Raw genomic sequence first — 11,191 nt, 5'->3', positions numbered from 1 at the left:
TGGGGCATCGGCGCGGCCCTGGTCCTCGCCGCCGGCGTGGCCACCGCCGTCGTACTCCGCAGGAATCGCGGCGTGAAGTAACGCCGGGCTACCGGCTGCGGCTGTGGTCGGCGGGGTCTGTCTCGTCGGAGGACAGCGCCTGGAGGCGCCGGAGGTCCTCGGGGTGCAGTTCGGGCCGGTCCCGCATGGCGTCGAGAAGTAGCTGCATCTGCCGGTCCAGGGCCGGCGTGTGTTCGGGGTGGCCCTCGGCACGGACGTGTGCGATGAGCATGCGGAGGACCCGCAGGAGAGCGGCGACGACCTCCGGCTGGTCCAGGCTCGTCTGTCGCAGCTGGTCGAAGGCATGGTCGACGTATTCGGCATGGTCAAGGTTCCACGGCTGCAGCAGTACCCGGCCTGACTCGTCCTTCAGCGCTTCCGCAGCAAGCGGGGCGGTCAGGACCGCCCGCAGAAGGCTGCCCAGCCTCAGGATGACCTCCACTGCCGTGGTGGGGTCGTTGATGGCCGGGCTAAGCGCCCGCAGGCCTATGTCAACCAGCTGGCGGATAGCGAAGTCGACATCCTGCAGCATGGTCCGCGAGTCGGCTATGGCAATCGCCCCGGCAAGCTTCTCCCGGCTGCGCTCCGGCGGTGGCGGCCACACCGTGAACAATGCTTCACCCGCGTGGATGTAAGCACCCACGCGGGTTTCCATCCGCACCGTCGTGCCGGCAGGGACCGCTCCCAGCAGCTGGCCGCTGTCCACCTGGCTGATCCATCCGCTCATCCGGCAAGGAATGACGGCGGCATTCCCGGGGGCATGGAAGTCTTTGGGCTCCACGGGCTGGAGGCCAGAGGGCACCCGGTTAAGAGCCGCCACGACGGTCCGGCCCTCTGCCGCGATGACCCGGGCGACGTTGCCAACCTGCAGTCCGCGGGCAAGATGGTCCAGGTGGACGATGATCCCCACCACCGTCACCAGGGTGAGGACGACGGCGATCGTCAGGGATATGCGCGGCGCCGGCTCGGTCGGTTCCCCGCTCAGGCTCGGCAGGACGAGGACGCAGTAGAAAAACGTGGCAACGAGCAGGCCGATAACCGCCTGGCTGAGCCGGTCCCGGATGAACGAGCGCATCACACGCGGCGAGAACTGGTCGCTGGCCAGCTGCAGGCTCACCACGGTCAACGAGAAAACCACGCCGACGGTGGTGATCATCGCTCCCGCGACGGTGGACAGCAGCCAGGTGGCGGCATTGCTGCTCATCGCCAGCGTGAGCGGCACATCGGCATGGTGGCCGAGGGCTCGGTCGACGGCGGTGGCACCGATGGCCAGCGCGATGCCGGCCAACATCACCACCGCCGGGAAGAGAAAGAGGCTCTCCTTGAAGCGGTAGCGCAACGCGGCAACACGCAGGCCCCAGGCACCTTCCTCTCGCTGAACCCCCGACTCCTTGCTCCTCCGCACCGGGCGGCTCACCAGGCGGAAGCGAGGATCAGCGGCGGCTGGCCCGGCAGCGAGCAGTTCAGCGTCAGGGCCGTGGCCGGCCTCTCCTGGGACCCGGGAGTTCGGTAGACGGTCAACGTCAATGGGTTGGCATCGATGGTGGTGACGCTGCCCTCGGTGGTGGGCACCGCCGTCGTCGTGGTGGGGACGATGCCGCCGGGACCGCCGCTGCCGCGGACCGGGAGGGCACCGGCCAGCGGTTCGAGCTTGCCGTCTACGTCGCGGAACTGCTCCGCGCCGGATCCGCCCTGGATGATCACGGTGGCCAGCGCGGTGGCGTACACCGGGTCGGCGCACGCGTCGTAGATCCAGCGGTCACCGAGCACGGAGTGGTCCATGGTCCCGGCCAGGAATTGTTCGGCTCCGGGCAGCGGTGCGCCCCGGTAGGTCAGCGGGACGTGCAGCACCGGACCGTCGCCGGCCCGGACCAGGTGCGTTTCCATGCCGACCTCTCCGGCCGGATCGTCGAAGCGGAAGGCGCCAAGGTGCTCCAGCTCGCCGGCGCTGGCTCCAAGTTGTTGGAACCATGGCTGTTCGGGCAGCCATGCCGCCAGCAGCTCCTGCTTGGTGGGATTCAACACTGCGTCGTAAATGATGGCCATGTTGGTAGCCTATCCACTCTTGGACGGGCACGGGCGGGCGGTCAGTCGGTCACCGGCTAGCCGTGCCGCCTCGGTGGTCACTCCCCTTTCGCTCGCGGGATGCCCGGCTCAGACGAATGCGGGATGCCTGGACTCAGACGGATGCGGGCTCGGCGAGGATGGCGTCGATCTGGCCCATGGCACCCTGCATGCCCTCGACCATCCCCATCTCGAGCATCTTCTCCAGCTGCTCGGCGGACTCGAACCTGGACTCGGTGGTCATCCGGGTGCGGCTGCCGATGGATTCCAGCGTGACCGTGGCGTAGGTGGTGCCCAGGTCCGCCACCGGCTCGCCGTCGTCGTCGGCAAACCCGTCCTCGAAGGTCAGCCGGTGCGGGGCCTCGATCGCGGTGATCCGCCACCAGCCGGCGGCCGTCTCGCCGTCGGGCCCGGTCATGTAGTAACTGGCCGTGCCGCCGGGAGTGAACTCGTGCTTGCTGAAGGTGGCGGGCCACTCGGGCGGGCCCCACCAGCGTTCCAGCTGGCGCGGATCCTCCCAGAGCTGCCAGACGCGCTCGACGGGTGCATCGAACTCGGCCACGAGGGTGAACGTCAGGGCCTCGAGGTCCTGCTTGGTATCGGTAACCGGCATGACGGTGTCCTTCCTATCCCATTGCGAGAATGTCCTGGATCCGGTCAACACGTTGGCGCCAGAGCATCTCGTATTCGTCGAGCAGGCGACGCGCTCTTCGCACTCCTTCAGGATGAGGCCGCACCATCTGCTCCCTTCCGCGCTTCTCCTTAACCACCAGGGAAGCCCGTTCCAAGACCGCGACGTGTTTCTGTACCGCGGCGAAACTCATCTTGTACCCCGCCGCCAGGCCCGACACCGAGAACTCGCCGGTGAGCACCCGGGCCACGATGTCGCGGCGGGTGGCGTCGGCGAGCGCCTGGAAGAGGCGGTCCAACTCGAGGTCACTGACTTGATCTACAACCATTTGGTTGCAGGTTAGTCCTCGGTGGCCGCGGGGTCAAGGGTTTGCGAAGGGTGCGCTCAGAGCGCCGCGGCGTGTGGCCGCACCATGAATTCGGCGCTGGTGGTCACGGTGACCATCGGCGCGAGCAGTTCCAGCAGTTCCAGTGTGGACCGGTGCGCCTGGTCGTTCTGCCCGGCGCACGCGTCGGCGACCACCGTCACGAAGCGGCCGGCATCCGCCGCCCCGAGCGCGGTGGCCAGGATGCAGCAGTCGGTGGCGACGCCGGTGAGGACGATTTCGTCTCCCGCCGGGATCCGGCGGGCCATCTCGTCACCCCATTTCGTGAAGGTCGGCAGGTCCAGCGTCGCCACGATGTCGACGCCGGGCAGCTCCACGTCCCAGACGGGATCGGCCGGATCCAGCCGCATGCTCTGCCAGCGGTCGTAGTAGGCGGACCAGGAACCGGACTCGGCCGGGTCCGGGACGAACCGCGTGATGAGCGGACTCAGGCCGGACCCCACCAGCCGGGCAATAGCCTCGGCGGCCTCGTGGTAGCGCGGCACGTGCCAATCGCCCTGCTGGCGGAACGCACGCTGCATGTCGACCACAACCAAATGCTGCTGCCCTGTCCGATCCGTCCGATTCCCGTCCGTCATTGTCCTAGCCCTCCTTGTCGGCGGTGAGCAGTGACCGCCCGGACAGCCGCGGCAACCGGTAGGTCACCAGGTAGGCCACGGTGGCGATAGCCGCGCCCACGTAGAAGGACAGGTCGCCGATCTGGGGGAAGGCCGCTGCAACAGGGCCCGTGTAGATGGCGGAGATCCAGAACGGCGAGGAGCCTACGACGCCGGCCGCCCAGGCGATAAAGCCCCACTCGAACTTTCGGGACTTGTCGTAGAGTTCCTGGATGCCCTGCCGGCTCCGGCGTCCGCCGAAGATGTAGTCGCAGATCAGCACCGCAACATAGGGCGCAACGCAGTAAGCAGTCAGGTTCAGGAAGGCGGTGAACCCGTCATAGAACCCGTGCTGGCCCCAGAGCGCCACCAGGTAGGACGCGATGCAGATGAACACGACTGCGACATGACGGCTCACCGGCACGCCCATGGTCTGGATGGAGATGGCGCCGCCGTAGACGTTGAGGAAGTTTTGCGTGAAGGAAGACAGGGCAACGATGCCGAGTCCGATGACCGCCCACGGCCCCATCAATTCATCCAGCGCCGCAATCGTGTCGGAGGAGGTGGCGGTGGATCCGAGCAGCGCGCCGAGGATGCCCATCCAGGAGAGCGTGATGAAGTTACCCAGCATGGTGAACCAGCCCGCGCCGCGCCGGTTGGCCGCGTTGTTCGGCAGGTAGCGCGAGTAGTCGGAGGCGAACGGCATCCAGGCGACGATGTAGGAGAAGAAGTAGCCGAAGAAGATGATCCAGCCGCCCACGCCCAGGAAGCCCTCGGCGTCTGGGTTGGGCGTGTTGACGACCTTGCCGGAGGCCACCGTCACGACGGTGACGAAGATGAAGCCGGCCAGCAGCACGAAGGAGAGCACCCGCTGCAGGAAGTGGATCAGGTTGTAGCCCATCACGGCGACCCCGAGCTGCAGCAGCATCAGGACCAAGGCGGACAACCAGAACGGCATGCCGGTGAGCAGTCCGATGGCCTGCCCGCCGAGGATGACGGTCACCGAGGCCCAGCCGACGCCAGCGAAGACGTTGACATAGGCGACCGGCAGCAGGTTGCCGATAAAGCCCAACGGCCCGCGGGCCTGCATCTGCTGCGGGATGCCGAGCCGGACGCCCATCCCGCTGAGGTAGCCCATCACCGTGGCGGCGACCAGTCCGGCGCCGAGGATGGCCAGGACCGCGGACCAGAACGGCAGGCCGAAATACGCGGCGCTGAAGCCCAGCACGACCAGCGGGAAGTTCATGCCGGCCGCGAACCAGAGGAAGAACTGCGAGCGCGGCTTGCCGTGGCGCTCCACGTCCGGGATGTGTTCGATGCCGTACGGCTCGATCTTGGTCAGGCTGTCACGGTAGCCCCGGTCCTCAGCGGTGTTGCCCTCCCCGGCAGACACGCTGTTAAGTTCAGTTTTCACGGTGATCCCTTTGATTCTCGATCGGTACCGGCGGCCCCCTGTGGGCTGCCGGGTGGAACGGCACGGGTCGGGTCGTCCCCGCCTGCCCGTGCAGGGTAGATCAGTCCAAAGAAATCGGTTCCTTGTCCGCGACAGCAGCCCGCCCCGCAGCTGGCTGTGCCAGGACAGGCTGTTTCGAAGTCGGGCCCTGAAATTCAGGGTCCCTTCGCAGTTCGATGATGAGCGATACGCCCAGCAGTGCCACGATGATCGTGAACGGCAGCGCCGAGAGCATCGCCGCCTGCTGGAGGGCGGCCAACCCCCCGACAAGGAGCAGCAGCACCGCGCACACGCCGGTGAGTGCGCCCCAAATGCTCAGTACCGGCTTGCTGGGCTCCAGCGTCCCCTTGGACGAGAGCATGCTCAGCACGAAGGTGTTGGCGTCGGCGCCGGAGATGAAGAACAGTGCCACCAGGATCACGGTAATGACGGAGGTAAGCGTCACCAGCGGCAGGTTTTCGAGCATCGCGAAGAAGGCCGAGTTAATGTTCTCGTTCGTTGCCTCGCCGATCCTGGCACCGTTCATATCCATGTTGATGGCGGTGCCGCCGAAGATGGTGAACCACGCGAAGAACACCACGCTAGGCACAGCCAGCACGCCGGCGACGAATTGCCTGATGGTTCGGCCTCGGGAGATCTTGGCCAGGAAGACCCCGACGAAGGCACCCCAGCTGAGCCACCAAGCCATCATGAAGTACGTCCACCACTGCATCCACTGCATGTCCTCGGGCGTACTCGGGGTGATCAGGCTCGCCTCAAGGAAGTCGTTGAAGTAGGTGCCGACCGAGCGGAAGAACAGGTTGGAGATGAAGTTGGTCGGCCCGGTGATCAGCACGAAGAGCGCCAGCAGGACCGACAGCGACATGGTCACTTGGCTGATGTACTTGATCCCGCGGTTTACTCCGGACAATGCGGACAGCGTGAACAACACCGTCACCACCGCGATGATAAGGATCTGCATAGCCAGGCCGGACGGGAGCCCGAAGACCCGGTCCATGCCCTCGGCGATCTGCGAAGCACCCAGACCCAAAGACGTCGTCGTACCAAAAAGCGTGGCGATGATGGCGAACACGTCGATCAACTTGCCGAACCAGCCGTCCATCGCTGTGCCGAAGATGGGCCTAAGCATGGGAGATACGAGTCCGGGACGCTTCTTGCGGTGGGTCGAGTAAGCAATGGCCAGGCCGAAGATGCCAAACACGGCCCAGGCGTGCGGTCCCCAGTCGAAGAAACTGAACTGCATCGCCCGGACGGCGGCCTGCATGGTTTCAGGCTCGGCCAATGCATGTGGGGGTGCCATGAAGTGCGAAATCGGTTCCGCCACGCCATAGCTGATCAGGCCGATGCCCATCACGGCGGACAGGATCATGGCTAGCCAGGCCCACGTGCTGTGTTCCGGCCTGTCGGTGCTGGACCCCAACCGGATCCCGCCATAGCGGCTGAAAGCCAGGTAGAGCATGAGCCCGATGCACAACAGTGTCACCAGAAGATAGCTCCAGCCCACCGACCTCGCTACCCAATCCATGCTCGTGGTCATGGCGGCGCCCAAGCTGTCCGGCGACACTGCCGCCCAGAGGACGAAGGCTGCGATCAGTCCCAGCGATGCCCAGAAAACTACGCCGGGCCTTCGGTCGGCATGAATGCCGTCCTGCAGCGGATCGCGTGGCGCCCCGCGGGACGACTTGGCTAATTGTTGAACCATGGAAATCTCCGAATCTCAGGAGCAGGCTGCCGGCAGTTGCCGTTACAGCGGGGAAAGACCTTCGCTGTCGTAGAAGCGGCCGGCCTGGTAGACCATGGGCGAAGCGTCGCTAACTTCGGCGTGCCGCACTCGGCAGATGAAGACGGTATGCGTCTTGGCTTGAAAACGTTCCCTGATCTCGGCTTCGAGCGCGGCGGAGGATCCGTCGAGCAGCGGGGAGCCGTTGGGGCCGGCGTGCCATTCGATCTCGGCGAACTTGTCCGCCGCCTTCGATGCGAAGGTGGCAACGGTGTCCTGCTGCCGGTTGCTGAGGATATTGATGCCAAGGTGTGTGGAGGCAAACAGTGCGGGGTAGGTCGACGAGGTCTTTTGGATGCAGACCATCACCAGCGGCGGTTCCAGCGAAACAGACGCGTAGGCGTTCACGGCCAGCCCCTTGGGGGTGTCCCCTTCCGTCGTCGTCACCACTGTCACGCCGGTGACAAACTGACGGTTGAAAGTCTTCATGATCTCGGGGTCCGGTTCTCCGGAGAGAGAATCGACGACGACGCCGGGACCCTCCGCCTCGAGCGCGTCACCCAAGTGCCGGATCCCCAGCGACCCCAGCAGTTCCCTGCTGTCCCAGGTCACGGTTTCCTGCTTAATGCGGCCGCCTGCCATGGAGACGAAGTTGGAACCGCGGGTCTGCACCCGGCGTCCGGTCGGCGGCACGCCCATGAAAGCAGCGCTGTGCGTTCCCGTCGACGTCCAGAAGATGGCTGCCGTGTCACCATCGACAACCACCGCGTCCACCGTGGTGACCAGGTCGGGGAAGGCCCGCCGGACTTCCTGGATGTCCTCCTGCAGCTGGCCGAGATTCATGCTCTTGCCGCTGCCTTTGCTGATCCTGATGTAGTCCGGCGTAACCAGCGCTTCAAGCGCTTCTACCTCCCCGCGATCCCACGCTGCGGACCATGCACTTGCCACTGCAGTATCAAAAGTCTGTTGCATGGCAGTGAGCGTAATGTAGATCACTAGAGAAGGCAACATCGAGCTGGAAATTCAGCCGGGAGGCCACAACTAGCGCGGAGCAGTGCGGATTTGTTGCGAAGCCTTGACGAGCTGATGCATGCAACATAACCTCTGATGTATGCAACAGACGACCACCCAGCAGGACCTCCTGCAGCCGGGCGAGGAACTGCCCCTCCTCGACCGGGTCCGCGCGCTCATCCTCGGGGGTGATTTCCCGCCGGGCGCTCCGGTGTCCGAAGTGTTCCTCGCTCAGGAGTTCGACGTGAGCCGCACACCGGTTCGCGAAGCCCTGAAACAGCTGCAGCACGAGGGCCTCGTGGAAATTCGGCCGAAGGTCGGCACCTTCGTCCGGGAACCCACTCGGCGAGAGATTGTCGAACTGTTCCAGCTCAAGGAAAGCTTCGAAGGACTGGCAGCCGGCCTGTTGGCCCGCCGCGGCCCCGTGCGCGAGATTGCGGTTCTGGAACGCAATCTGGAGGAATCCGACGAGGCGGCCGCCGCAGGCGACGCCGAGCGCTATGCGGCGTTGGTGCACGAGTTCCACCAGACCATCATTGACGGCGCCGACAACAACAAGCTGGCCGAACATTACGGGCGCCTGATGAACCAGTTGGCGTATCACCGGCTCGTCCTGCGCACCGCCGGGCATCCTGGTCGAATCGTCGCCTCTACCGCCGAACACCGCACCGTGCTGCAGATGATCAAGGACAAGGACCATTTCGGTGCCGAAGCGGCCATGCGCAACCACGTCTATGCATCGTCCCGCGAAGTCCTGACCGACTCGCGGACCCGAAACGACTGACCTTCTACTACGACATCCGGGCATCTAAGCCCTGTGAAAGGACCCACCATGCGCTTTTCCATCTTCCACGGCCTTGGCGCCCCAGGAGACCTGGGCAACTACAACCAGCACATGAAGGATGCCCGCGAGTACGCGGTGACCGCGGAGAAGTACGGCTTCTGGTCCACCTGGTACACCGAGCACCACTTCGGCCACGAGGGCCAGGAACTGACTCCAAATCCCATCCTGATGGGCGTGGACATTGCCGCCCGCACCTCCAAGATCCGCATCGGCCAGGCCGCTTCCATCGTCACGTTCTGGCACCCGCTGCGGCTGGCCGAAGACCTGGCGCTGCTGGACCAACTCTCCGACGGCCGGCTCGAGGTCGGCGTCGGCCGCGGCCTGTACGGACGCGAGGCGCTGAACCTGAACCCGGCCGCCGATCCCCGCGACCAAGAGAAGAACCGGGCGCTCTTCGCCGAGACCATGGAGATCCTCGACAAGGCCTGGTACAACGACTTTTTCAGCCACAAGGGCGAGTTCTACGAGTTCCCGGCCCCGGGCGTGAAGTGGAACCACCCGCTCTCCCCCGCCACCCCCGAGTACACCGAAGACGGTGTCATCACGAAGATGGCCGTGACGCCGCGTCCGCTGCAGCCGAAGCTGCCGCTGTGGCAGGTCATCGACACTCCGCGGTCCATCGTCGGAGCCGCCCAGAACGGGGTCCAGGGCATCTTCTGGCTGCCGCCCGTGTCCGCGCTCAAGGGCCGGTTCGAGCTGTACCGCGAGCACGCCGCCCAGGCCCAGGGCCGCGAGGTGCCGCTGGGCGAGGGCATCGCGCTGGTCCGCGACGTGTACGTGGCCGACACCATGGAGCAGGCGCGCGAAGAGTTCGAAGAAGCGGTCATGAACACCTACCGCTGGATCACCCACTGGCGCGGACTGTCCAACCTGATGGAAGAGGGCGAAGAACTCACCGACGCCCACACGCTGGACTTCGACATGCTGATGGACCGCAACATGCTGGTGGGCACGCCGGAGTACGTCACCGAAAAGGTCCGGGAACTGCAGCGCGAAGTCGGCCTGGAGCACATGATGCTGTGGACCACCCACCCCGGGCTGGAGCACCACAAGGCGATGCGCAGCCTGGAGCTGTTCTCGGAGAAAGTGAAGCCCCACTTTGACTAACATCGCCCCGGCCACACCGGGTGAACATCCCGGCATCCGCAAGATCGTCTACTACCAGGAAGAGATACTGCAGGAAAACGGTGCCTTCGCTCCGGTTCCGGTATACCGGGCGACCGCGGCAGCGGTGATCACGAACCCCTGGATCGGAACTGCAACGGACACCGACCTGGCCCCGGCATCGAAAATTGTCGCGCCTGCGGTCGCGCGGTTGCTGACCGACCGTCTCATCGCCGGGCTTGGCGGTGCCGACCGGATCGAGGCGTTCGGCAAGGCCGCGGTCGTCGGCACGTCGGGGGAAATTGAACATGCGGGAGCATTGATCCATACCCCGTACTTCGGCAACCTCGTCCGGGAGTTCCTGGAGGGCACGTCCATCATTTGCTTCGCCGACGACCGAGCCGACGCGGGAGAGCCTCTGGTGGTGCCCATGTGGCACAAGACCCAGGCAGCCACCCGCAGCCACTACCAAACCATCACCACACGAATCTCCGACGGGCCCCGGCCGGACGAGATCGTCGTGGTTGCCGCGGCATCAACCGGTCCCCGCCCGCACGCCAGAATCGGCGACCGCAGCACCGACCCGGCCGTCACGTCCCGCATCCTCGAAGGAGCCACCGCATGAACGTCCGCAAGATCGTTACCCTGACCGAAGAAACCCTGACCGAAGGCGGCCGGCCGGTCGAGCCCAACGCCCGGGTCGCCGTCGTAGCCGCAGTCATCGACAATCCCTGGCGCGGCCAGGGCTTTGTCGAAGACCTCACCGCCGGTATCGACGAGGTCGCCTCAAGGGTGGGCGAACTCCTCGCCCCCCGCGTGGTGAAGGCCCTCGGCGGGACGGTGGAAGCGTACGGCAAGGCGGCGATAGTGGGCCTCGAGGGCGAGATCGAGCACGGCTCGGCACTCATCCACACGCTGAAGTTCGGCGACCACTTCCGCAATGCGGCCAATGCCACCACGCTGCTGCCGGCTGTGGAAAAGCGCGGCCCGGCCGGGGTGACGTTCGACATCCCGCTGAAGCACATCACCGACGCGACCATCCGCTCGCACCACCAGAGCGTCGAGGTCCGGCTCGCCGATGCCCCGCATCCGGGCGAAATTGTCATCGCCTTGGCCGCCGCATCACAGGGCCGCCCGCAGCAGCGGCTGGCGCCCCTGGCCACCGAACAGTAACCGTGGAGACGAACCTGCCGATCGTCCTGCTGCACGGCGTCGGGCTGGACCGTTCCATGTGGGAACCGCTGGGCGAGCGTCTGCGCGACTCCACCGGACGGACCGTGCTGGCGCTTGACCTGCCCGGCCACGGCGGCCAGCCGCGGCTGGAGGCGCCGGTCTCGCTGGCCG

The 11,191-nt window shown here is 65.6% G+C and carries 12 protein-coding genes; 4 read left to right on the top strand and 8 right to left on the bottom strand.

The genetic code is table 11. The annotated features are described in order from the left end of the window. Positions 1–88 precede the first annotated feature (88 nt). The 8 genes from AC5RUJ_RS05475 to AC5RUJ_RS05440 form a co-directional block, all read right to left on the bottom strand. A complete protein-coding gene (locus AC5RUJ_RS05475) occupies positions 89–1,456 on the bottom strand; it encodes a DUF2254 domain-containing protein (protein WP_494127768.1) in 1,368 nt (455 codons plus the stop codon). Further along, positions 1,453–2,085 (bottom strand): CG0192-related protein, encoded by a 633-nt coding sequence (locus AC5RUJ_RS05470; protein WP_494127767.1) that lies wholly within the window; start codon positions 2,083–2,085, stop codon positions 1,453–1,455. Before AC5RUJ_RS05470 ends, AC5RUJ_RS05475 begins: the two co-directional genes overlap by 4 nt. Before the next feature lie 133 nt (positions 2,086–2,218). Continuing rightward, positions 2,219–2,716 carry an SRPBCC family protein gene (locus tag AC5RUJ_RS05465; RefSeq protein ID WP_494127766.1) on the bottom strand — a complete coding sequence of 166 codons (498 nt, stop codon included), beginning with the start codon at positions 2,714–2,716 and terminating at the stop codon, positions 2,219–2,221. Positions 2,717–2,729: 13 nt separating this feature from the next. Next, positions 2,730–3,062, bottom strand: coding sequence for an ArsR/SmtB family transcription factor (locus AC5RUJ_RS05460; protein WP_494013237.1), 333 nt, complete (start codon positions 3,060–3,062; stop codon positions 2,730–2,732). A gap of 56 nt (positions 3,063–3,118) precedes the next feature. Beyond that, complete coding sequence (locus AC5RUJ_RS05455) at positions 3,119–3,697, bottom strand: cysteine hydrolase family protein (RefSeq protein WP_494155652.1); 579 nt, start codon at positions 3,695–3,697, stop codon at positions 3,119–3,121. A 4-nt stretch (positions 3,698–3,701) separates the two neighbouring features. Further along, positions 3,702–5,129, bottom strand: a complete 1,428-nt coding sequence (locus tag AC5RUJ_RS05450; protein WP_494127764.1) for a purine-cytosine permease family protein — start codon at positions 5,127–5,129, stop codon at positions 3,702–3,704. Positions 5,130–5,229: 100 nt separating this feature from the next. Next, positions 5,230–6,870, bottom strand: a complete 1,641-nt coding sequence (locus AC5RUJ_RS05445; RefSeq protein WP_494127763.1) for a BCCT family transporter — start codon at positions 6,868–6,870, stop codon at positions 5,230–5,232. A gap of 42 nt (positions 6,871–6,912) precedes the next feature. Next, complete coding sequence (locus tag AC5RUJ_RS05440; RefSeq protein WP_494127762.1) at positions 6,913–7,860, bottom strand: flavin reductase; 948 nt, start codon at positions 7,858–7,860, stop codon at positions 6,913–6,915. A gap of 139 nt (positions 7,861–7,999) precedes the next feature. Between AC5RUJ_RS05440 and AC5RUJ_RS05435 the strand changes: the two genes are divergently transcribed. From AC5RUJ_RS05435 to AC5RUJ_RS05420, 4 genes are read left to right on the top strand one after another with little or no spacing between them, the layout of a single operon-like run. Next, positions 8,000–8,683, top strand: coding sequence for a GntR family transcriptional regulator (locus AC5RUJ_RS05435; RefSeq protein WP_494127761.1), 684 nt, complete (start codon positions 8,000–8,002; stop codon positions 8,681–8,683). A gap of 48 nt (positions 8,684–8,731) precedes the next feature. After that, on the top strand, positions 8,732–9,850 hold the full coding sequence (locus tag AC5RUJ_RS05430) for an LLM class flavin-dependent oxidoreductase (RefSeq protein ID WP_494110234.1): 1,119 nt from the start codon (positions 8,732–8,734) through the stop codon (positions 9,848–9,850). After that, positions 9,843–10,472, top strand: a complete 630-nt coding sequence (locus AC5RUJ_RS05425) for an amino acid synthesis family protein (RefSeq protein WP_494127760.1) — start codon at positions 9,843–9,845, stop codon at positions 10,470–10,472. Before AC5RUJ_RS05430 ends, AC5RUJ_RS05425 begins: the two co-directional genes overlap by 8 nt. Further along, a complete protein-coding gene (locus AC5RUJ_RS05420; RefSeq protein WP_494013243.1) occupies positions 10,469–11,020 on the top strand; it encodes an amino acid synthesis family protein in 552 nt (183 codons plus the stop codon). Before AC5RUJ_RS05425 ends, AC5RUJ_RS05420 begins: the two co-directional genes overlap by 4 nt. Positions 11,021–11,191: the final 171 nt, after the last annotated feature.

The sequence above is a fragment of the Arthrobacter sp. Y3223164 genome (assembly GCF_059091005.1).
This window is presented reverse-complemented; position numbering and strand designations above follow the sequence as displayed.

Excerpts from the sequence above, each read along its gene's own strand:
- AC5RUJ_RS05470 (WP_494127767.1), bottom strand. The coding sequence starts at position 2,085 with ATGGCCATCATTTACGACGCAGTGTTGAATCCCACCAAGCAGGAGCTG.
- AC5RUJ_RS05465 (WP_494127766.1), bottom strand. The coding sequence starts at position 2,716 with ATGCCGGTTACCGATACCAAGCAGGACCTCGAGGCCCTGACGTTCACC.
- AC5RUJ_RS05460 (WP_494013237.1), bottom strand. The coding sequence starts at position 3,062 with ATGGTTGTAGATCAAGTCAGTGACCTCGAGTTGGACCGCCTCTTCCAG.
- AC5RUJ_RS05455 (WP_494155652.1), bottom strand. The coding sequence starts at position 3,697 with ATGACGGACGGGAATCGGACGGATCGGACAGGGCAGCAGCATTTGGTT.
- AC5RUJ_RS05445 (WP_494127763.1), bottom strand. The coding sequence starts at position 6,870 with ATGGTTCAACAATTAGCCAAGTCGTCCCGCGGGGCGCCACGCGATCCG.
- AC5RUJ_RS05440 (WP_494127762.1), bottom strand. The coding sequence starts at position 7,860 with ATGCAACAGACTTTTGATACTGCAGTGGCAAGTGCATGGTCCGCAGCG.
- AC5RUJ_RS05435 (WP_494127761.1), top strand. The coding sequence starts at position 8,000 with ATGCAACAGACGACCACCCAGCAGGACCTCCTGCAGCCGGGCGAGGAA.
- AC5RUJ_RS05430 (WP_494110234.1), top strand. The coding sequence starts at position 8,732 with ATGCGCTTTTCCATCTTCCACGGCCTTGGCGCCCCAGGAGACCTGGGC.
- AC5RUJ_RS05420 (WP_494013243.1), top strand. The coding sequence starts at position 10,469 with ATGAACGTCCGCAAGATCGTTACCCTGACCGAAGAAACCCTGACCGAA.